The sequence below is a fragment of the Acinetobacter sp. YH12211 genome (genome assembly GCF_013418015.1).
GTDB lineage: Bacteria > Pseudomonadota > Gammaproteobacteria > Pseudomonadales > Moraxellaceae > Acinetobacter > Acinetobacter towneri.
In genome coordinates this window covers 1-20,717 of record NZ_VPCW01000031.1, presented here as the reverse complement: position 1 = coordinate 20,717, position 20,717 = coordinate 1, and the positions used below count along the sequence as shown (strand labels likewise).

The window sequence follows — 20,717 nt, the reverse complement described above, 5'->3', positions numbered from 1 at the left end:
CCCTTCTGCTGTCACAAGAGTGGGATTAAAATTAAGGCCGTGCCTTCCAGTTTGAATGAGGTGCAGCCATCGCCCAGCTTGAAATTTTGCCTTGCGCACGTAAATACGCCAAAGCAGCCATACGGAAATCATTTTGTGCCGTCACATAGGCCATTTCTACCGCCGACAGTTCATTATAAGCATTTAAAACATCGACCAAGGTTTTACGTGCAATCTTAAATTGCTTTTCATTGGCTACGACTACATCACGTGATGCTGCAATTTGTTGCCGGCTAATGTCCATTTTTTGCTTGCTTTGAAACATATCAATTTCTGCAGTGCGGGCACGCTCTTCTATATCACGTTGAATTTGTCCTAATCGTGCCTGTGCAGCCACAATCGACTGCCCACCCTGCTCTACTGAATATTTGGTGCCCTGATTAAACACATCCCAAGCCATACTCAAATAGATCTCTCGGTCTTCAGTGGTGACATTACCTTCCAGATTAATACTTGGGTAGCGTTTAGTTTGACGATATTTATGTTCTGAGCGAAGACTGTCTAATTCCGCTTGTTGTGCCTGAAATGAAGGATGTTGACTGCTATCGCTCAGGCTATAACGCTCCACCCCATCTGTCACACTAAAATGGGCAAAAGGATCACTTAAACCTTCGGGATTAACATTCGGGGTGTATTTTTTTAAATTGCTTAAAGCAAAACCAAGCTCACGCTGCAAACCACTAATCATATGCTCGACCTGCATTTGTCGTGCTTTGGCTTGAATAAGTTCAGAACGGCGTCCCTGGTCATATTGCACAATAATGCCAATATCACGGGTAAATTTATTATGGCGCTCCAAACTGCGGTTTTGTACCGCTATAGATTCCTGGGCACGCAAGGCTTTAATATATTCACTGCCAATGGTGTAACCCAGTTCTTCTGCTGTTTCACCCGTTTTTTGCTGATAGTAAACAGATTTATTTTTATCTCGCTCGACCTGGGCACGAATTGCTCCAAACGAGTACAGGTTTAAAGTTCCTCGCAATCCCGGAGTCAAATCTTCACTGGTGTAATCAGCACGGTTTTCATGAGATTGACCAAGGATCTGATTGGCCGTGACAGCCAGAACAGGATAATGCAAGGCCTGCGATTCTTTGACTTTACTGATAGCGGCCTGCTCATTGGCTTGTGCCTCAATGATTAGCGGATCTTGCTGTAAAGCCATTTTTAAAATCGTTTGCAGCTCTGCGGCCTGGGCAAGGGAACTCAAACACAATGCGGTGAAAAGAATCTTTGCAGCATCTCCACCAATCTGTTTTGCAAACACTTTACACTTGTTCATACGTGACAAAATGAGTAGATAAATGATTCAAGACATCCCCCGGTATTTAAGCCTGTAAATTCCATAAAAGTATGCGATGGCTGTAAAAGTTTGATGGATTTCATAATTCTTTCCAATTCCACCAAATGTGTCAACCATTTTTAAGCTCTTCTTTACCTTATCTTCTAAGACTTTTCCAATAGATTCAAATGATTTCATCACATCTAGCCAAATGGAATAATCCCTTAGTTTGAATTGTTCAAGGCATTGATTGATCAGCGTTACTGGTTATCATTGATATAACATTCTATTTAAATCATGATTTATTTAATGATCATGTATATAAGTTCAACTAAAATTAATATAATACGGATTATCCGAAAATATTCAGACAAAAAAGCCCAACATCCTGTCGGGCTTTTTTATTGCCTATCATTTCTCATTTGCAAAACTAGCATAATGCTCCTAAAATATAGACCATAATCTATATTTTGGTTGTGGTATGTGGACAGTCATTACGACAGATCTATTTAATCAGTGGCTTGAACAGCAAGACGAATCAACACAAGAGAAGGTTCTGGCTGCCCTGGTTGTTCTACAGCAGCAAGGACCAAGTTTAGGCCACCCTTTAGTAGATACCGTCTATGACTCTAAATTTACCAACATGAAAGAGCTTCGTGTTCAACATCGAGGTAAACCACTGAGAGCTTTCTTCGCATTTGATCCATTACGTCAGGCCATTGTGCTATGTATTGCTGATAAAGGCGGGAAAAAGCGATTTTATAAAGAGATGCTGGATATTGCAGATGAGCAATACGAACTTCATCTCACCACCCTAGGAGATCAATTTAATGGCTAAAACCTTACAGGAATTATTGGCTAGTCGCTCTCCAGAGAGCCAAGCTCGTATTCAAAAAATGGCTGATGAACTACTTTTAGAAACTCAGCTTCACCTTATTCGAGAAGAATTAGAGATTTCCCAAAAAGAACTGGCTGAAACTCTTGGAATCAAACAACCATCACTTTCAGCAATCGAAAACCGTGGCAATGACCTTAAGATTTCAACCATGAAAAAGTATGTTGAGGCAATGGGCGGGAAGCTCCGTATTGATGTAGAGCTACCAACAGGAAAACATATAGGATTCAATGTTTAACAATAAAAATGGGAGCTCAAGGCCACTACTGTCCCATAGTTTGCTTTAAATAAAAAAACCTGAGTCTGAATAGTTAAAATATGAGTGCAAACAAACACTTTAACTATAAAGGACTCAGGTTTTGTCACATCAGAATACCGTATTTCGTCAATTACTCAAACCCATTTTAAGACAAGATTTTGAACGTCTGGCTAAACTGCACCACTCTGGGCAAAAATTAAGATCAGCCACCCGCTGGGATCAGTTTGTTGCCATATTAATGTCCCAACTTTCTTGTCGGCAAAGCTTAAGAGACATTCAATCCAATCTCGAATCACAACAGGAAAAGCTCTATCATCTGGGCGCGAAAAGAATTGCGCGAAGCACCTTAGCAAGACTCAATGAAGAACAGCCCGCCAGCCTGTATCAGCAATTGTTCACGCAGCTGCTTCAGCGCTGTGAAAACTCTAAAACTGCACATAAATTTAGATTCAAGAATCCGCTGTATTCTCTAGATGCCAGTCATATTGATCTTTCACTGTCATTATGCGAATGGGCAAAAGTGCATGAATCCAAAGCCAGTATTAAACTCAGTGTTGGGTTAAATCACAGCAATACCATTCCTGAATTTGTAGCGCTGGGGGATGGTATTGAAAATGATATGGTGCAAGGCAGAGCATTTAAATTTCCTGCTGGCAGCATTATCGTCTTTGATAAAGGATATGTTGATTATCAATGGTTTGCTCATTTGACACATCAGAAAGTCAGCTTCGTAACTCGGCTACGCCCCAAGACAGTTTATCAAGTTAAATCAAGCCGCAGTGTATTAGCGACTAAAGGCATTATTGCGGATGAATGTATTGAATTGAGCAGTGCGCATGCCAAAAAAAGGGGTGCACCTAAATTATTAAGACGTATAGAGTTTTATGATACAGATAAGAAAAGAACATTCGAATTATTTTCTATCTTTACTAGGCTCTATGATCAAAATCATACTGGTACTCAACACTGTAAATTTGAGAATGAACCTGTACGTACAGACTCATTCTCTATCGATAAAGATATTAGAAATAGCTACATAGAGTTTATTTCTAGCTTATTCAAATTAGTCGTTCATATTAGGCTTTACTATGGATGAACAATAATTTTTACAGCAGACTCATTATTATGAATCAGCGTTTCAAAGCCTTTAGAAATAAGATCATCTAATGCAATACGTTGGGTAATAAAAGGTTCTAGATTAATCTTACCTTGCTCGACTAAACGGATGGTTTCCTGATGGTCATTGACATAAGCAATCGTTCCACGAATATCGAGCTCTTTCATGACCACACTATGCACATTAATTGTGGCAGGATGGCTCCAAATAGAAACGATAACGACTACACCCGTTGGTTTCATTGCTGCAACGAGTGTATCCATGACTTTATTGACACTACTACATTCAAAAGCGACATCTACACCGCGGTCTTCTGTAATTTTCATTACCTCAGCAACTACATCAACCTTAGATGGGTCTAGTACATAATCGGCAACACCCGCTTCTATCGCTTTTTCTTTACGTTTTGCACTCAGTTCAGTAATGATGACCGTGAGACCTTTAGCCTTTAAAATAGCAGATAAAAGTAAGCCTATTGGGCCTGCTCCACCAACCAGTGCGATATCGCCAGCTTTTGCGCCGCTTCTGACATAGGCATGATGACCGACAGATAAAGGTTCTATCAATGCTGCTTGGTCTAAAGGAATATCATTTGAAATAGGATGTACCCAACGCCGCTGAACTGCAATTTTTTCAGAAAGACCACCACCGCGTCCGCCTAAACCAATAAAGTTCATATTTTTTGATAAATGATACTTATCATTGGGGCCAGTCGGCACATCGTCAGCAATAATGTAGGGTTCAACTACGACATGTTGCCCAATTTGGATATCATCTACACCCTCTCCAACTGCATAAACCACGCCTGAAAATTCATGTCCCATTGTTACAGGTGCAGATTCTCCCGAAATTGGGTGTGGGTGACCACAAGGTGGAATAAAAATAGGACCTTCCATGAATTCATGTAAATCTGTACCACAAATACCACACCACGCAACTTGAATTCCAACTGTGCCTGGAAGTACTTTCGGTTCAGGGATATCTTCAATTCGAATATCCCCTCGGTCATAAAAACGAGCTGCTTTCATTTTGTATTCCTTATATTGATGTTAACGGTAAACCATTCCACCATCTGTCAAAATAGACTGACCTGTAATGTAGTTTGCATCCTCACTGGCTAAAAATGCAACTAATGCAGCCACGTCATCTGGTGTTTCAGCACGTCCTAAAGCAATACTATCTACATATTTTTTATACGTTTGACCAATTGGTGCACCTGTAATTTCAGAGAACCGCTGATCTATTTCGACCCACATGTCTGTACCCACAACACCCGGACAATAACTATTTACAGTAATTTTAGCACTGGCATATTCTTTAGCCGCAGCTTGCGTTAATGCACGAACTGCAAATTTAGTTGCCGAATAAACACCGAGCAAAGCAAAACCTTCATGACCTGCTATTGAGCATGCATTAATAATTTTTCCAGCCTGTTGGCGTTGTTTAAATTTATTTGCTGCGGCTTGAATCCCCCAAAGTACACCACCGACATTAATGTTCATAATTTGGGTAAATTCACTCGGCGTTACTTCTGCCAAAGCTTTGACTTGTGCAATACCTGCATTATTAATCATGATATCAAAACCATTAAGTGTCGATTCTGCATGATTAATAGCGTCACTGATTTGTATTGGATCTGAAATATCCGCAATAAATGTGGTGGCTTTTACGCCAAAGGCTTCAACCTCTTTTTGAACAGTATTTAACTTTTCTTGATGAAGATCGACCAAGGCAATATGAACACCTTCTTGTGCTAAACGTAAGGCAATACCACGTCCAATGCCTTGTGCCGCACCCGTAATTAAAGCAACTTTGTTGTTTAAACCTCTAGGCATGTTGCGACTCCTTAAATATGGATTGCACGTTGCATCGCCGACAAGACCGACTCATGCATCGCCTCAGACAAAGTAGGATGAGGGAAAATGACCTGCGCTAAGCTTTCATCGGTAGCTTCTAGGTATTTCGCGATGGCAAAACCTTGAATGTGTTCGGTGACTTCATGTCCAACCATGTGAGCACCCAACAATTCACCCGTTTCCTGACTAAAAATGGTTTTAATAAATCCTGCGCTATCGTCCAAAGCCAATGCTTTACCATTCGCTTGTAAAGGAAACTTCCCCACATTGATATTCAAGCCCGTAGCTTTCGCTTTCTGTTCTGTCAAACCAATACTGGCCACTTGTGGATGGGTAAAGATACAGCCCGGAATTTGTGTACGATCTAAAGCATGTACATGACTTAGGCCTGCAATTTTCTCCACACAAAGAATGGCTTCATGACTGGCTTTGTGTGCCAAACACGGTGCACCTGCGACATCACCAATTGCATAAATGCCCACTACATTGGTTTTACACCATGAGTCGACTTTAATAAAACCATTCTCAAATTCAACTCCCAAAGCTTCTAGGCCAAGATTTTCAGCATTCGGTTTCACGCCAATAGCTGAAAGCACCTTTTCAACAGTAATGATTTGCACACCTGTGGCAGTTTCAATATGACAATGTACTTGAGCCTGATCAGTTTCTATTTTTTTTACAGTCGCTTCGGTTAAAACCTGCATACCCTGCTGTTCAAATTGCTTTTGTACATACTTCGCAACTTCAATGTCTTCGCTAGGGAGAATCTGCTTTGCAATATCAACCAAGGTAACTTGGCAGCCTAAGTCTTGGTATAGGCTTGCAAACTCACTGCCTATAGCCCCCGAACCAATGACCAGTAAAGATTTTGGTAATTGTTCCGGAACTAAAGCCTCTTTATAACTCCAGACCTGATGGCCATCTACAGGAATATGAGGCAAATTGGCCGCACGTGCACCTGTTGCGACAATAATATGCGGTGCAGAAATCTGCAGTTTTTGACCATTCGCATCTGTAAGCTCTAATTGCTCTTTGGCAATAAACTGGGCTGCCGCGTTAAAAACAGTGATTTGATTTTTTTTCAATAATTGACCGATACCTTGCACGAGTTGCTCAGAAACCTGTCTGCTATGATGGACCAGTTTTTGAATATCAAAATCAATCGCGTTAAGCGTAAAGCCAAACTGCCCTGCATGTTTAAACTGCTGCGCAAGCACAGCCCCGCTCAATAATGCCTTGGTGGGAATGCATCCCCAATTAAGACACACTCCGCCTAACTGTTGTTTTTCAACGATTGCAGTTTTTAATCCCAGTTGCGCTGCGCGAATCGCAGCGACATATCCTCCAGGACCAGCACCAATAACCACAAGATCAAATTGTGTATCTGACATGGCTGTTCCTCCTACACCAAAATTAATGCAGGATTTTCGACAAACTGCTTCAATGCCGATAAGAATTGAGCACCCAACGCACCATCAATGACACGATGATCACAAGACAATGTTGCGGTCACCATTTCACGAACAACAATCTCATCATTTTCAACGACAGCACGTTTCTCTGCTGCACCTAAGGCTAGAATTGCACCTTGAGGCGGGTTAATAATGGCATCAAACTGTTGAATACCAAGCATGCCCAAATTGGAAATACTGAAACTGCCCCCTTGAAACTCATCAGGTGCCAATTTTCCAGTTTTGGCACGTGTCACCAGATCACGCATATCATTGGAAATTTGCGCCAAAGATTTACGGTTCGCTGCTTTAATAATTGGCGTGATCAGTCCATTTTCGATGGCTACAGCAACCGAAATATCAGCCTGTTCAAACTGTAAAATATGCTGATTCTCTTCATCAAACTGAACATTAACTTGTGGAACTTTAATCAGTGCAGCAGCAGCAGCTTTAATCAGCATATCGTTAATGGACAGTTTGACTTGCGGTACAGTACTGTTAATTTGCTGACGCAAAGCCTGAACCGACTCAACATTTAAGTCTATTGTTAAGCGAAAATGTGGTGCATTGCGTTTTGCCGCTTGTAGCCGTGCAGCGATTGCTTTACGCATACCATTCATAGCTACGGTGGTGAATTTTGCAGACTCTGTTGGATGCGCATACTCAGTATGTTGAGCTTGTACAGGATTTTCCCGTTGATATACAGCTTCAACATCTTCCTTACAGACTCGTCCACGTGAACCTGATGCACGACAATCATGCAAATTAATGCCCCATTGTTTTGCCAAACGGCGGGCAACAGGTGTCGCTAGAACATCACTGTCATCTGCTTTAGATTTCGCGGCTTTCGTGCTGGCTTGATGACGTACATCTGGCCAAGAACCACCAGCAGCTTGAACTGCGGCCTGAATATCTTGAACACTGATACGGCCTTCACGTCCAGAACCCGTAATCTGAGCCAAGTTTACATTATGCTTTTCAGCCAATTTCAAGGCATGTGGCGTTGCAAAAATATCATCGCTTTGTTGGTAGCCTTGTAACGCAGCAGGAATAGAATATCCGCCCTGAGTCACCGCTTTTGATCCATTACCAACACTGTTCTGTTTAGGAGCAGCTTGTACTTTGGTTTCAACTTGAGCCACATCGACTTTTTCAGGAACCGCTGCTACCGCTTTATTTTCAGTTACAGAAGGTGTTCCACCTAAAGACTGTGCAAATGCTTCAACTTCTGCATCGGAAACTTGGGCGTCTGCACAAATTGCAATGATTCCACCTACGACCAGTGTGTCACCATCGTTAGCAATAATTTTTCGTAGCAGGCCATCAAAAGGTGCCTCCAATACATTGACGATTTTTGTGGTTTCAATTTCACAAATTTCCTGTCCTTTACTAAATTGGGTACCTTCCTGAATCAGCCATTGGGCAATCGTACCCTCTTCCATGGACAAACCCCATTTTGGGATTTCTAAAGTTTTAATTTCGCTCATCCTAAGCCTCCAACGTCTTGCGTACAGCCTGTTCGATGCGTTCTGCACTAGGTAGCCATTCTTTTTCTAGTACTGGTGAAAATGGTACGGGTGAGTGTGGTGGAGTGACTAATTCGATTGGTGCTTTAAGATAATGAAAGCCTTTCTGCGCAATAAGCGCAGCCACATCATGTCCGAAACCACAACGTGCTGCTGATTCATCTACAATCACCACACGGCCTGTTGAAGCTACTGACTCTAAAATGCCATCTTCATCTAATGGTGAAATGGTTCTAGGGTCAACCACTTCAACCGAAATGCCTTCTTTTGCGAGCTTATCAGCGACTTCATTGGCACGATGCACCATCAAACTTAAGGCAATAATGGTGATATCTGTGCCTTCACGGGTGTAATTTGCGACACCAAAAGGAATAGTGTAGGACTCATCTGGCACTTCGCCCTTAATGTCGTACAACAACTTGTGTTCACAAAAGACTACTGGGTCGTCATCTCGAATGGCTTGAATCAACAACCCTTTTACATCATAGGCACTTGAAGGCACCACCACTTTTAAGCCTGGCACTGAGGCAAACACGTTATATGGCGACTGAGAATGCTGCGCTGCTGCGGAAAAACCTGCACCGATCATGCCTCGTACAACGAGTGGCGCTTTGGCTTTGCCACCAAACATGTAGCGGAATTTCGCCGCTTGGTTATACAACATGTCATAACACACACCATAAAAATCCATAAACATTAAATCTGCCACAGGTCTTAAACCTGTAGCAGCAGCACCTGCCGCCATACCAATAATCGCAGATTCTGTAATTGGAGTATCAATGACTCGTTCAGAGCCAAATTCAGTCCATAGGCCTTTGGTTACACCAAGTACTCCGCCAAAACCTTCCAGCTTATTATCATCGGTATTTTTGCCACCATGCCCACCACGAACATCTTCACCAACCACAATAACACTTGGGTCTCGGCGCATTTCTAATTCAATTGCTTCTTTAATCGCATTTCGATAACTTTTATTTGGCATTTTTCTACTATTCCTTTAGTAAGAGACGTAAACATCAGTAAGTAACTGAGAGACTTCTGGGTACTTAGCTGCGCGTGCTTTTGCAACGGCATCGTCTACATTGGCTTTAGACTGGGCGTCAATCGCATCGAGTTTGGCTTCGTCAATTTTGCCTTTGACTTTTTCACGGAATATCTTCAATGGGTCTTTATGTTCTTTGACATAATCCAGTTCTTCTTTGGAACGAATAAGTCCCGGATCACCTTCAAAATGTCCATAAAAACGGTTGGTTACTGTTTCAATCACACTCGGACCTTCACCACGGCGGGCACGTTCAATGGCTTTTTGTGCAACTTCATACACAGCAAAAAAGTCTGTTCCATCTACTTTTTCAGCGGGTAAGCCAAAACCTGCTGCTCGGCCTGCAATGTCTTTACTGCCTACGGCATAATCATGTGCAGTACCTTCACCAAAACCGTTATTTTCAAAAACAAAAATCACAGGGAGCTTCAACACCACAGCCATATTCATTGCTTCAAAAGTTAAGCCCTGATTTGAACCACCATCACCGGTAAAAGAAAGACCAATCCCACCATTTTTGAGTGTTTTAGCACTTAAAGCTGCCCCAATAGCCAAAGGTGGACCACCACCTACAATACCGTTTGCACCGAGCATGCCTTTATCTAAATCCGCAATGTGCATTGAGCCACCTTTACCACGACACAAACCATCATCTTTGCCAAAAATTTCAAGCATCATGGCGTGAATGTCACAGCCCTTAGCAATACAATGTCCATGCCCACGGTGTGTTGATGTAATGAAGTCCTTATCTGTTAAATTTTCACAAATCCCTACTGCAACAGCTTCCTCACCGCTATAGAGATGGATGAAACCAGGAATATCACCTGTATTGTTTTCATCGTGAAGTCGATCCTCAAATTCACGAATGTCGCGCATTCTTTTGTATGCTGCTAGCAATTGCTCTTCCGTTAATTGCATATCTTTGTTCCTTATTTAATATGCTTAAAAGAAAATCCAAAATTGAATAATTGGATTTTTAAATCGTATATTTATATAAGAATATTTTTACTTAATTTCATATTAGACTAAAAAAATATAATCCATAAAAAGATGAGATAAATATTAAAAACAGAAGGTTATGAAATTAAAAATTTTTGTAAAATTTTACAATAGTTCAATCACATACAAAAACAAACCTTTAACCAACCTTTGTTTTATATGATAAGTTTTTTGCCCTGTTTTAATATTATTAATTCATTTAAATCAGTTTATTTAATATCAGGGTATATATTAATTATTTTAAATGATGGAGTGTTTGTAATGGATTTAAATAACACAGTATTAACTGGAAAGAAGCTACGTGGCGCTGAAAAAATGGCGCGTATTCCAATTAAAGTTGTTCCAACGGAAACGACACCGAAAAAGCCAGAATGGATTCGGACTAAAATTAGTCAACCTGAGGAAGTTCAAATCATTAAGGATTTATTACGACAACAGGAACTACATACGGTTTGTGAAGAAGCGGCCTGCCCCAATTTGCCACAATGCTTTAGCGGAGGGACTGCAACGTTTATGATCATGGGAGATATTTGTACTCGACGCTGCCCATTCTGTGATGTCGCACATGGTCGTCCTAATATCCTAGATCCTAATGAGCCAAAGCATCTGGCTGAAACAGTCAAGAATCTAAACTTAAAGTATGTCGTGATTACTTCTGTTGATCGAGACGACTTAAAAGATGGTGGTGCACAGCATTTTGCAGATTGCATTCGAGAAATTCGTCAAACCAGTCCAGAGACTCTGATAGAAATTTTGGTTCCTGATTTTCGTGGTCGTGCAGATATTGCCCTGAAGATTCTGAGCCAAAACCCACCTGATGTTTTTAATCATAATATTGAAACCGTGCCACGTCTGTATAAAGCCATGCGACCAGGCTCTAACTATCAGCATTCATTGGATTTACTCAAGAAATTTAAACACTACTGTCCCGATATTCCAACCAAATGCGGTTTGATGGTCGGTTTAGGAGAAGTCGAGGCTGAGATTATTGTCTTATTAAATGATTTGAAAGATTACCACGTTGACTATGTCACAATCGGTCAATACTTACAGCCATCTAAGTCTCATGCGCCAATTCATCGTTTTGTTACGTTGCAAGAGTTTAAGCATTATCAAACACATGGAGAGCGCTTAGCGTTTAAAAATATTTGGAGTGCGCCATTAGTACGATCAAGTTATTTTGCAGACCGTCAGTATTATGGAGAGTCTGTACCTGCCCCATATATACGTGAATGACTTTTCATTATTTACATGCTTCATTGATAAATATGACGGTTACGTTTATTAACATTTCAGATGGAAATAGTCATTTTCAGCCCATAAGAACCCTTTTAAAGTAACTCAAGGACTGGTAAAGCCAAAAGATATGATTTAATCAAGCAAAGATAAAAGCATTTAAAATCGAAGCAAGAAGAAATGACGTAAATCACTATAAATTTGGAAGCTTATTTCTAAAGTTTTAAAATATTACAGTCTCATCATAAAGGAATATGATATGAACCTGTTCAATACAGCACCTGCAAAAAAGCTGCAAACAACCCATTTAATTAATCAAACTACTGTACATGCTGCCCCTGTTTTAGCATTGCCTCAAGAAGATAAAACGTCTTTATTCCGCCGTTCTATTCAGCATAATTATGCAGATTTACTCAAAATAGCAAATGATTCAGATATGGCGATTGGTCTTACAGATCATCACGGGACTCTCTTGTGGACATGGAGTAGTTCAGCGATGCTTTCTTCTGCTGAACAAGTTCATTTTATTGAGGGCGGACATTGGTCTACACAGGCAGTTGGAACCAATGCGATTGGTATGGTGTTAAACAGCCAAATATCAAGTTGCGTCTATTCTCATGAAAACCAAATGGACAGCGTTCGTGATTGGGTCTGTTATGCAGCACCGATTTGGGACCCAACATCGGGACAATTTCATGGCATTATCAATCTTTCCACAAAATATAAAAAACATACCCCTCTAGGCATTCTTGCTGTGGAACGCTGTGCAGACTTAATACAGCGTGCCATAAAATTTGAGCAGCAAAATTTTTTGTACATTAAAGCGCTAGGTTCACCTTGGGTTCAATTTAATGGGCAAACATTAAACTTGAGTCACCGTCAAATTGAAATACTTTGCATTTTAGCTTTGAATCCCCATGGAATTGGCTTAGAAGAGTTACACTATGCCCTTTATGGTGAGCGTAGTGTCAGCCTAAAAACCCTAAAGGCTGAGCTTTCACAACTTCGTAGCCTATTACCTCATTCAATTGAAGCTCGCATTTATAGGCTTAGCTGTGAAGTCCAATGTGATTTTTTACGTGCTGAACAATCATTAAATGCAAATCTTATTTCCAGTACATTCTCACTATATAAAGGTAGCTTTCTCTCTAAATCAGAAAGCCCTTTACTCAGCACTTGGAGACATTGTTTTGATGCCCGTTTGAGCCAGTTGATCTATCAAATAAAGGATATCGATCAGTTATTAAGAATTATTGGGCAGACACATGACCGAATTGATGCTGTACAGCGTTTATTAGAGTTATTACCACAGGACAGTATCCACCGTAATTATTTTTCAAATCTGATTTAGATTTGATCTGTTGCTTCAATTCTAAAGTTTTATTGTGAAACAGATTGAAAAGGAAGCTTGATTTTCATACTCCTTTAATGAGAATGTACGATCAAGTCTGAACTAATACAGAATATCGCTTATAAAGCTTATAAATAAGCTTTTAGTTGTTCAAACAAGTGAGACCACCTCTTTTTGAGTAAACTTTTCTTTATCAATTTTCAGCACGTAGCGGGTATTACGCCCACCACCTTCCAGTTTATACAGCACATCGTTTTCCAAAAGCTCGGTTAGGTGACGTGTTGCTGTAGCCTTACTTACTCCAGTGAGCTTTTGATACTGTGAAGCATTAATTCCGAGAGGGAAATCATTCTCTTCGCCATTGAGTAAACGATTTAAAACTTTATTCTGGGCTTCATTGAATTCGATATGAGAATAAGTGCTCCAAAATTTCGCTTTAGTGATCGTTCGATCAAGTCGTAGTAAAGACCTATCGATACTTTTTTCTAAGGTGTTTAAAAACCAGACCAACCACTCATTGATTGTATAAGTATCATTCTGGCATTTCTCAAGGACCTCATAATAACTACTACGATTTTCATGAATGGCCACGGACATAGCATATAAACGGATACTTTGGTGATCCATTTGAGCTAATGCTAAATCTGTAATAACACGCGTAATACGACCATTACCATCTTCAAATGGATGTAATGTCACAAACCAAAAATGAGCAAGTGCAGCTCGCAATAACGGATCAAGCATTACATCTTCTCTAGAACTATTGAACCATTCTATAAATTCATTCATTAGTCCCTGTAAATGCTCTCCACCCTCAGGTGCTTCAAAGTAAACCTTGGTAGTAGTACCATAAAGAGAACCACCAACAACCTGCATTGGTGCCTCGTTATCACGAATTTCTCCTACTTTGATTTTTTGCGCAGCATAATCAAAGCGTTCTATAGTTTGAAAAAGCCAGTTATGCCATTGTAATAAGCGCTCCATTGTTAATGGCGCATTATGATTGCTCACTGCATCCATCATGATATTGGCTAAACCTTCATTTTTATCTTGAATGGGTGCAGGATTTTCTTCTGTTACCCCTAAACGCCGAGCTAATGAGGATTTGAGTGAACGAACATTCAACTTCTCATCTTCAATGAGTGAGGATGCGACTAGATTTGTGAGCAGTGTATCTAATGGTAATGCCTCAGCTTCTGGTGATACTTTGCTCTCTCCGACTAATTGACCTATCTTCTTATGAATTAAACGTAATTTTACTGTGACAAGTGCTTCATCCCATTTAAATTTAGTCCAGTTTGCTTTTTGCCATACCCATTTTTTCATAAGCATTCCCCCTACTGCATGAGCCGATTGTAACACCTATTCGGCTCATTTAGTGAGCTATTAATTCAGTTATTCAGCTCATTTATGACGATTGACCTAATAAAACCTAGATTGTGAGCCGAATAATTGGCTTAAACAGCTCATATAGTGAGCCAAATATACAGGTTATTCGGCTCATTTACTTCTTTTAGCCATTAGGTTGGTTCTGTTAATTTTTTAATGCGATCAGGCTTTGTTGCACAAACCTATGTGTAAAGGCTTTTTCAGCGATATAATTTTCAAATGAAGAAGCCTACACCTAAAATCTATCGTACAACCAATTGGTCCTCGTATAACCAAGCTTTAATCAAGCGAGGAAATATTTCAATCTGGTTTGATCCTAAGACGCAATGGTATGCACAACCACAAGGCAAGCACGGACGAAATCAAACTTATTCCGATACAGCGATTCAATGCTGTTTAATGATCAAATCTCTATTCCGTCTTTCTTTACGTATGGTTACTGGCTTTGTTCAAAGCCTGATTAAACTCTGTGGCTTGAATTGGACAGCGCCAGATTACTCCACCCTTTGTAGACGACAAAAGCATATTGATATTGCGATAAGCTATCAGAAAAGTCGTGATGGGTTACACCTACTCGTCGACTCTGCGGGTTTAAAATTTTTAGGTGAAGGCGAATGGAAGCGTAAAAAACATCAGCCTGAATACCGTCGGCAATGGCGTAAACTGCATATTGGTATAGATGTTGAAACACTGCAAATACGTGCCGTTCAGCTTACGACAAATAATGTCAGTGATTCACAAGTACTAGGTGATTTACTGGATCAAATTCCACTAGATGAGCGAATAGATTCTGTCTATACCGATGGCGCGTACGACACGAAGTGCTGCAGACAAGTGATTTCAGATCGTCAAACACATGCAGTAATTCCACCCAGAAAGAATGCCAAGCCCTGGAAAGATTCTAAAATAAGTTCAATAGAACGAAATGAGTTACTTCAAACGGTTAAACATTTAGGCAGAACCCTATGGAAAAAATGGTCGGGTTATCACCGTCGTAGTTTGGTGGAAACCAAGATGCATTGCATCAAATTATTAGGAGATAAGCTGACGGCAAGACATTTTCAAAGTCAGGTCAATGAAATTCATGCGCGTGTGGCAGTTCTGAATAGATTTACGGAATTAGGTAGACCTCACACCCAAGTTGTCTCTTGAATTTGAATGGATTGGGGAAAACTCAGCTTTTGAATGTTTATGCAACAAAGCCCAGTCAATCTCATAGTCTAGTTTGAATAAAAACTTATCTATGTACCTTCAATTTTAAGCATGGTTTGATTCTCTCTTTTCAAATAAATGGCCATGCAATACTCAGTAAAAATAATAGCCCTAATACGGTGCAACTAATTTGCCAAAAACGCAAAGGATCTCGTTCAATGATTGCTGGTGGTTTAGAGCTTAATAATTCTTTGGAAGGATGCATTAGATTATGAATGAGTTCAGATAAGGCCTCAAAACGATGTGTCGGTTCAATACTCAGCGCTTGGCCTAAAATTTTATCTAACCATATAGGTAAATCAGGCCGATATTTCCTGATGGAATAGTATTGAACTTTTTTAAGCTGCTTTAAACTGTTACAGCGAGCTAAATCTGTCCCATAAGGTAATTGTTTGGTCAGTAAATAATAGGCCATTACCGCCAAAGAAAATTGGTCTGAATGTACAGATGGCGAATGATCAATAAAATACTCCGGTGCCATAAATGCTAAGGTTCCGAGTGGTCGATTCGCATTTTTAGGATTAATTTCGACCAGGCCTCTTACTGCTGTTGAACCATAATCAATCAGTTTAATTTTCATGGCACTTTCTGTATTTAAAACAATGATGTTTTTTGGCCGTATATCCTGATGCAGCATCTCCAGCCGGTGCATTGCATTTAAAGCCAAAGCTGTTTGTTGCAAAATTGGTAAAATCTCATCGAGATTTAAAGGCTTTTCCTGGCGATGCAGCCATTGAGCCAAAGTTTCACCCTGTAAATATTCATAACATTGGAATAAATATTTTTTCTCAGTGTTATGTGGATAACACTGCATCAGGTTGTCATGCTTCAGACGTTTTGATACCCAATCTTCGAGTTGAAATTGCTCTACGGCATACTTATCTTGCTGTAAATCTACCCCCAAAGTTTTTATAACCAAAGGCTGCTGCTGAGTATCGTGTGCCAAATACAGGCAACTGCGATGATTTTGGTGCAAAATCTTATCAATCACATAGCCTTCAAAAACTTCACCTTTACTGAGCTGTTGTGGAAATACATAATCCTGCTGAATATGAAACTGATTCAGTTCAGGCAACTGTTCTACACGGATCACCTGGAAACTTAAGTTATCATCACTGCCCTGTTCTAAAGCTTTTTCAACTAATCCTTTGGCAAGTTGATTTAAATCTGCATCTATTAAAGTTAAATCTAATAATTGTTGATCTGTGACAAATTCATAGACCCCATCGGTCATTAGTAAAAAAATATCTTTTTCTTTGAGTTCAATATTTCGATAATCAATTTCAATACGATAATCCGCACCTAAGGCTCGACTAAGATAATGCTCTTTGGAAGACAACCAGACACGATGATCATGGGTTAGTAATTCAATTTCATGATCGCGAATGCGGTAAATACGACTATCACCAACATGAAAAACATGGGCTTGTTGCTGTTTTAAAATCAGTGCAGATAAGGTACAGACATACCCTCGGTCTTTATCAAAACGTCCTTGACTTTGTTGAGTCTGTGCATAAAGCCATGAATTGGTCGCGCGGATCACTCGTTCTGCTGAAGTCTGTGTACTCCAGGCATCTGAAGTAGAATAATAATCCGATAAAAAACTGCTGACTGCAGTTTCTGCTGCAATATGGCTGACATTGCTGCTACTGATCCCGTCTGCAATTGCACAGGCAATGCCCTTACTGCTAAGCGCGTGGCCTTCAGGAATATAGACCCCATGGAAATCCTGATTCTGTGCTTTGATTCCAGCGGAAGAATATTGCCCGATGCTGATCTTTAATTTTTTATTCATTTTAAATACTCAAAAAGGGATCGAATTGATCCCTTTAATCTCAAGACATAAATCATCATGCTCAGATTAGAATTCTTTTTTATCGCCAGTACGGACATGGGTGGTATAAAGTGCCAGACCTGTTAATGCCAAACCGCCCACCAGATTACCTAAAGCAACCGGCAGTTCATTCCATAGGAAGTAGTCAGCAATCGAGAAGTCACCGCCCATCATCATGGCAAATGGGAACAGGAACATGTTCACGACAGAGTGCTCAAAGCCCATGGCAAAGAACAGCATAATTGGCATCCACATGGCAATAAATTTGCCACTCACCGTAGTAGACATCATCGCGCCAATGACACCTAATGACACCATCCAGTTACACAGCATGCCACGGATAAAAATAGTCATCCAGCCGGCGAATCCGTATTCGGCATAACCTAATGTCCGCTCCTCGCCAATATGCGCAATTTTTACGCCGACAGGGTTTGGATCCGCTGCAAAACCCATGGTATAAACCGCTGCCATGAGCACCGCAACGACTAAACAGCCTGTAAAGTTCCCTACAAACACCAAGCCCCAGTTTTTTAGAATACGTCCCCATGTCACCCCTGGGCGTTTATCTAGCCATGCCAGCGGCGTAAGTACAAACACCCCAGTTAATAGGTCATAGCCCAATAAATACAACATACAAAAACCAACTGGAAACAGGAGCGCACCAATCAATGGTGATCCTGTTTGCACGGCTATGGTAATGGCAAATACCGCTGCCAAGGCCAGAATGGCCCCTGCCATAAAGGCACGAATCAATACATCACGGGTTGCCATATGTAATTTGGATTCACCCGCATCTACCACTTTTTTTGCAAACTCTGCAGGAGCAAGATATGCCATGTTGTCGTCCTCTTTTTCAATATACAAACCTGTTTTTAAAAAAAAGACGCCTAAGATCAATGAAGACCTTAGGCGCCGTTGCCTTAAATGCTTGAACAGTTAAAGGTGAATGGCGTCATTGCCATATATCTCAAAGTACAAGCAAAAGCTATGCCATAAAAAATTATTAATCTTTTAATTATTCACTGTCTTATTGAGCATAAATTTTAAAATGATGATTGGCATGATATCTGCATCATCTACTCCGCATAACAATTTGTTTAAGAATCATTTGGAGAGGATTATGATTACCCATCGTCAACAAGTAACTGACATGATCATTTCAGCGAAAGTTTTAAAATCAATTAAATGGTCAGATGTCGCCAAAGAAATAGAACTTTCTAAAGAATGGGTAACCGCTGCATGTTTAGGTCAGATGGCTTTTAATAAAGAGCAGGCAGAAAAAATCGGTCAGATTTTTGGCTTAAGTAATGAAGCTGTTGCATGGCTACAAATCGTGCCATACAAAGGTTCATTGCCGACCAGCGTGCCTACTGATCCCTTAATTTATCGCTGGTATGAAGTAGTGAGTGTTTATGGTTCGACCATTAAAGAACTGATTCATGAAGAATTCGGAGATGGGATCATGAGTGCTATTGATTTTAGTATGGATATCCAACGCGAAGAAAATCCGAATGGTGACCGGGTAAATGTCGTATTGTCTGGCAAGTTTTTACCTTATAAAACCTATTAATTTGTCTTGTCCTGAAATAGATTGACAGTATTCCACTTCAAACCGAGTTAAGCAATTAGCTCAGTTTTAGTTTGCTCATACGTCTGATTCGGGGTGTTCATATTTAAACTTAAATGTGGTCTATAGCAATTATAAATCATGATAGATTCCGCAATTAAGTGATCTAACTCCTTCATGGTTTGACATCGTGTAGTTAAAAACTCCTGCTTTAATATTCCATTAATCCGCTCTGCTAATGCATTTTGGTATGAGAAACACTGTTTCGCAAGTGCGCCATCTGTCATAGAAGGACATACCCCATAATGGCGTAATGCCACCTTTCACAAAGCAACAAGGCTTCAGAAGTTGATACGTTGTGCTGGCCATTACATTGTCCCCATTCAGAACGAACTTCGACCAGCTCACCATCCTGAATCCCGTATTTCAATGCATCATTCGAATGAATTTCACAATACGGTTCGGCACGATGTGTACTGAGATGGGCAGATAATCCAGTGCAGCTCATAGCAGGCTCATGATTTTTTCGGTCTGGGCAAATTTCTGAAAAAATAAGGTTAATTTTTCAATAGTAATCCCGGTTCGTTGAGCCACGCTTTCAATCGATGACTCTGTCGAGCTGCTGGCAAGTGCCTGCTCCAGACCTTGAGTATGTTGGGTAATAAAATCCAGATCGGTATAGCCATTTTGCTGAAGATATTGCAACAAGCCATTAAACAGCGCGACATCCTGACCTGGTAAAATGGGTAAGTGTAAATCTGCCGCTTCACAGGTTGCAGTAAAGCGTGGATTAATCACCACTACAAATAAATCCCGCTCTTCTTTGGCTTTCATGATGCGCTGATAAAGCACCAGATGGCACCAGGCCGTATTGGAACCCACCAGAACCACCATTTCTGTCTGCTCAAAGTCTGTGTAGCTGGTATGTGCTGCCACAGCAGCAGATGACATACACAGCCTTGAATTGGTATCAATATTGGCAGTACCGAGATAACCTTTTACAAATTTGTTCACCACATAATAGTCTTCAGTCAAAAGCTGGCCGGAGACATAAAAGGCGATGCTGTCGCGCCCATACTGATCAATACATTGCTGAAATTTATTGGCAATACTTGAAATGGTATGATCCCAAGTACTTATTTGCCGCTGTTCATTTCGACCTGTCATCGGATGCAGAAGCCGGGTTTTTAGGCTAAGTGTATCGGCAAGATGACTGCCTTTAATACACAACTTGCCCAAGTTCGCCGGATGCTGAACATCGCCTTCAATCTCAACCTTTTCACCCGTCGGGGTTTGGCTTACGTGCGCAATGACGCCACAGCCTACCCCACAATAAGGACAGGTCGTCTGAGTAGTTTTTATTTGGGATTCAGTAGAGCTATGTAGTTCCATAACCGGAATACTATTCATTGCTGCTGTGCTCCTTAATCATCCAAATTCACTTGTTTCACCAAATCTCTGATATCTAGCTTTTACAGGTTTGATTTAAATTTTTTCTATGTCTCAAATGCTTTAATTCTCCCCAACCCTCCTTTAGCATAGGTATCTACACAATTTCCATGTTTTGCGTTAAATTGAAGAGCATGCTCTTTAATTTTAACATCTCTCGCTTAGATCAGCGCCTTGTCAAACGTTACAACAACCTTGTTCAACTCAATATGA

The 20,717-nt window shown here is 40.5% G+C and carries 17 protein-coding genes and 3 pseudogenes; 7 read left to right on the top strand and 13 right to left on the bottom strand.

Annotated features, from left to right (window positions below):
• Positions 1-31: 31 nt before the first annotated feature.
• Entirely contained in the window at positions 32-1,249 is a 1,218-nt protein-coding gene (locus FTU98_RS11895; RefSeq protein ID WP_180051469.1) for a TolC family protein, read from the bottom strand.
• A gap of 553 nt (positions 1,250-1,802) precedes the next feature.
• Between FTU98_RS11895 and FTU98_RS11890 the strand changes: the two genes are divergently transcribed.
• The 3 genes and pseudogenes from FTU98_RS11890 to FTU98_RS11880 all read left to right on the top strand — a co-directional run.
• Entirely contained in the window at positions 1,803-2,159 is a 357-nt protein-coding gene (locus FTU98_RS11890; RefSeq protein ID WP_180051468.1) for a type II toxin-antitoxin system RelE/ParE family toxin, read from the top strand.
• Complete coding sequence (locus tag FTU98_RS11885) at positions 2,152-2,454, top strand: helix-turn-helix domain-containing protein (protein WP_055414414.1); 303 nt, start codon at positions 2,152-2,154, stop codon at positions 2,452-2,454. The genes FTU98_RS11890 and FTU98_RS11885 overlap by 8 nt, the downstream gene beginning before the upstream one ends.
• A 121-nt stretch (positions 2,455-2,575) precedes the next feature.
• A pseudogene (locus FTU98_RS11880) lies at positions 2,576-3,397 on the top strand (IS4 family transposase); the annotation flags it as partial.
• Positions 3,398-3,561: 164 nt separating this feature from the next.
• Here FTU98_RS11880 and FTU98_RS11875 read toward each other — a convergent pair.
• Genes FTU98_RS11875 through FTU98_RS11850 form a run of 6 tightly spaced genes read right to left on the bottom strand, consistent with a single transcriptional unit; the run spans position 3,562 to position 10,385 of the window.
• The gene (locus tag FTU98_RS11875) at positions 3,562-4,620 is read right to left on the bottom strand and encodes a 2,3-butanediol dehydrogenase (RefSeq protein ID WP_180051467.1); all 1,059 of its coding nucleotides are present in this window, start codon (positions 4,618-4,620) and stop codon (positions 3,562-3,564) included.
• 21 nt (positions 4,621-4,641) lie between these two features.
• A complete protein-coding gene (locus FTU98_RS11870; protein ID WP_076755016.1) occupies positions 4,642-5,427 on the bottom strand; it encodes an acetoin reductase in 786 nt (261 codons plus the stop codon).
• 11 nt (positions 5,428-5,438) lie between these two features.
• A complete protein-coding gene (gene lpdA / locus FTU98_RS11865) occupies positions 5,439-6,839 on the bottom strand; it encodes a dihydrolipoyl dehydrogenase (protein ID WP_180051466.1) in 1,401 nt (466 codons plus the stop codon).
• 11 nt (positions 6,840-6,850) lie between these two features.
• Entirely contained in the window at positions 6,851-8,386 is a 1,536-nt protein-coding gene (locus FTU98_RS11860) for a 2-oxo acid dehydrogenase subunit E2 (protein WP_180051465.1), read from the bottom strand.
• A 1-nt stretch (position 8,387) separates the two neighbouring features.
• Positions 8,388-9,407 carry an alpha-ketoacid dehydrogenase subunit beta gene (locus FTU98_RS11855; protein WP_180051464.1) on the bottom strand — a complete coding sequence of 340 codons (1,020 nt, stop codon included), beginning with the start codon at positions 9,405-9,407 and terminating at the stop codon, positions 8,388-8,390.
• Between the two features lie 15 nt (positions 9,408-9,422).
• The gene (locus FTU98_RS11850) at positions 9,423-10,385 is read right to left on the bottom strand and encodes a thiamine pyrophosphate-dependent dehydrogenase E1 component subunit alpha (RefSeq protein WP_016167939.1); all 963 of its coding nucleotides are present in this window, start codon (positions 10,383-10,385) and stop codon (positions 9,423-9,425) included.
• 342 nt (positions 10,386-10,727) lie between these two features.
• Here FTU98_RS11850 and lipA point away from each other — a divergent pair, with 342 nt between their 5' ends.
• A complete protein-coding gene (gene lipA / locus FTU98_RS11845) occupies positions 10,728-11,702 on the top strand; it encodes a lipoyl synthase (protein ID WP_180051463.1) in 975 nt (324 codons plus the stop codon).
• A gap of 259 nt (positions 11,703-11,961) precedes the next feature.
• A complete protein-coding gene (locus tag FTU98_RS11840; RefSeq protein ID WP_180051462.1) occupies positions 11,962-13,053 on the top strand; it encodes a transcriptional regulator in 1,092 nt (363 codons plus the stop codon).
• Positions 13,054-13,203: 150 nt separating this feature from the next.
• On the opposite strand, the gene FTU98_RS11835 is transcribed toward FTU98_RS11840, so the two are convergent.
• Positions 13,204-14,379: a Fic family protein gene (locus tag FTU98_RS11835; protein ID WP_104851951.1), complete on the bottom strand. Its 1,176-nt coding sequence runs from the start codon at positions 14,377-14,379 to the stop codon at positions 13,204-13,206.
• 282 nt (positions 14,380-14,661) lie between these two features.
• Here FTU98_RS11835 and FTU98_RS11830 point away from each other — a divergent pair, with 282 nt between their 5' ends.
• Complete coding sequence (locus FTU98_RS11830) at positions 14,662-15,594, top strand: IS5 family transposase (protein WP_180051461.1); 933 nt, start codon at positions 14,662-14,664, stop codon at positions 15,592-15,594.
• A gap of 130 nt (positions 15,595-15,724) precedes the next feature.
• On the opposite strand, the gene FTU98_RS11825 is transcribed toward FTU98_RS11830, so the two are convergent.
• Both FTU98_RS11825 and FTU98_RS11820 read right to left on the bottom strand, forming a co-directional pair.
• Entirely contained in the window at positions 15,725-17,449 is a 1,725-nt protein-coding gene (locus FTU98_RS11825) for a bifunctional protein-serine/threonine kinase/phosphatase (protein WP_180051460.1), read from the bottom strand.
• Between the two features lie 66 nt (positions 17,450-17,515).
• The gene (locus FTU98_RS11820; RefSeq protein ID WP_180051459.1) at positions 17,516-18,325 is read right to left on the bottom strand and encodes a formate/nitrite transporter family protein; all 810 of its coding nucleotides are present in this window, start codon (positions 18,323-18,325) and stop codon (positions 17,516-17,518) included.
• A gap of 283 nt (positions 18,326-18,608) precedes the next feature.
• Here FTU98_RS11820 and cynS point away from each other — a divergent pair, with 283 nt between their 5' ends.
• Complete coding sequence (gene cynS, locus FTU98_RS11815) at positions 18,609-19,058, top strand: cyanase (RefSeq protein WP_096902358.1); 450 nt, start codon at positions 18,609-18,611, stop codon at positions 19,056-19,058.
• Between the two features lie 47 nt (positions 19,059-19,105).
• Here the strand turns inward: cynS and FTU98_RS11810 are convergent.
• From FTU98_RS11810 to FTU98_RS11800, 3 genes and pseudogenes are all read right to left on the bottom strand, one after another.
• Positions 19,106-19,357, bottom strand: a pseudogene (locus tag FTU98_RS11810) (integrase core domain-containing protein); the annotation flags it as partial.
• Positions 19,339-19,563, bottom strand: a complete 225-nt coding sequence (locus tag FTU98_RS11805) for a molybdopterin dinucleotide binding domain-containing protein (protein WP_180051458.1) — start codon at positions 19,561-19,563, stop codon at positions 19,339-19,341. The gene FTU98_RS11805 and the pseudogene FTU98_RS11810, both read right to left, overlap by 19 nt.
• Positions 19,564-19,565: 2 nt before the next feature.
• A pseudogene (locus FTU98_RS11800) lies at positions 19,566-20,465 on the bottom strand (molybdopterin-dependent oxidoreductase); the annotation flags it as partial.
• Between the last annotated feature and the right edge of the window lie 252 nt (positions 20,466-20,717).

What these genes read in the sequence shown, in the direction of transcription:
- FTU98_RS11825 (WP_180051460.1), bottom strand. Translation starts at nt 17,449, where the DNA reads ATGAATAAAAAATTAAAGATCAGCATCGGGCAATATTCTTCCGCTGGA.
- FTU98_RS11875 (WP_180051467.1), bottom strand. Translation starts at nt 4,620, where the DNA reads ATGAAAGCAGCTCGTTTTTATGACCGAGGGGATATTCGAATTGAAGAT.
- FTU98_RS11850 (WP_016167939.1), bottom strand. Translation starts at nt 10,385, where the DNA reads ATGCAATTAACGGAAGAGCAATTGCTAGCAGCATACAAAAGAATGCGC.
- FTU98_RS11870 (WP_076755016.1), bottom strand. Translation starts at nt 5,427, where the DNA reads ATGCCTAGAGGTTTAAACAACAAAGTTGCTTTAATTACGGGTGCGGCA.
- FTU98_RS11820 (WP_180051459.1), bottom strand. Translation starts at nt 18,325, where the DNA reads ATGGCATATCTTGCTCCTGCAGAGTTTGCAAAAAAAGTGGTAGATGCG.
- FTU98_RS11890 (WP_180051468.1), top strand. Translation starts at nt 1,803, where the DNA reads ATGTGGACAGTCATTACGACAGATCTATTTAATCAGTGGCTTGAACAG.
- FTU98_RS11885 (WP_055414414.1), top strand. Translation starts at nt 2,152, where the DNA reads ATGGCTAAAACCTTACAGGAATTATTGGCTAGTCGCTCTCCAGAGAGC.
- lipA (WP_180051463.1), top strand. Translation starts at nt 10,728, where the DNA reads ATGGATTTAAATAACACAGTATTAACTGGAAAGAAGCTACGTGGCGCT.
- FTU98_RS11835 (WP_104851951.1), bottom strand. Translation starts at nt 14,379, where the DNA reads ATGAAAAAATGGGTATGGCAAAAAGCAAACTGGACTAAATTTAAATGG.
- FTU98_RS11860 (WP_180051465.1), bottom strand. Translation starts at nt 8,386, where the DNA reads ATGAGCGAAATTAAAACTTTAGAAATCCCAAAATGGGGTTTGTCCATG.
- FTU98_RS11840 (WP_180051462.1), top strand. Translation starts at nt 11,962, where the DNA reads ATGAACCTGTTCAATACAGCACCTGCAAAAAAGCTGCAAACAACCCAT.
- FTU98_RS11805 (WP_180051458.1), bottom strand. Translation starts at nt 19,563, where the DNA reads ATGAGCTGCACTGGATTATCTGCCCATCTCAGTACACATCGTGCCGAA.
- lpdA (WP_180051466.1), bottom strand. Translation starts at nt 6,839, where the DNA reads ATGTCAGATACACAATTTGATCTTGTGGTTATTGGTGCTGGTCCTGGA.
- FTU98_RS11855 (WP_180051464.1), bottom strand. Translation starts at nt 9,407, where the DNA reads ATGCCAAATAAAAGTTATCGAAATGCGATTAAAGAAGCAATTGAATTA.
- FTU98_RS11830 (WP_180051461.1), top strand. Translation starts at nt 14,662, where the DNA reads ATGAAGAAGCCTACACCTAAAATCTATCGTACAACCAATTGGTCCTCG.
- cynS (WP_096902358.1), top strand. Translation starts at nt 18,609, where the DNA reads ATGATTACCCATCGTCAACAAGTAACTGACATGATCATTTCAGCGAAA.